At 38.6% G+C, this 290-nt stretch carries 1 protein-coding gene; it reads right to left on the minus strand.

What is annotated here, in order from left to right:
- Window positions 1-279: hypothetical protein (locus C1E99_RS12225; RefSeq protein ID WP_153060225.1), on the minus strand; the 279-nt coding region annotated here is incomplete at its 3' end.
- Window positions 280-290 lie beyond the last annotated feature (11 nt).

Below are 290 nucleotides of genomic sequence, written 5' to 3' on the forward strand. Positions count from 1 at the left end.
CAAGACAACTGCTTGCAACGATTTAACAGTATGAATGTCAACTGGAAAGAAGTTCCAACCACTCCCCAAGATAACAGAAAATGTAGAAGCCATTGCCCTGGCTTTCTCATAATCGGGATAAGTGATAATCTCTTCCAACATCTTATCTCCGACCTTTTCTTTCATAGGAAAAGTTAAGACTTCTCTCACGTCCTCATCCCAAGAACACACGATATAGACTTGCTTTGTGTTTTGGTTAACCCCTAACACATAGAATTTACTATTATTAACTATAGCCATACAAACCTCCT

This window comes from Streptococcus suis, from assembly GCF_002964045.1.
Classification (GTDB): Bacteria; Bacillota; Bacilli; order Lactobacillales; family Streptococcaceae; genus Streptococcus; species Streptococcus suis_U.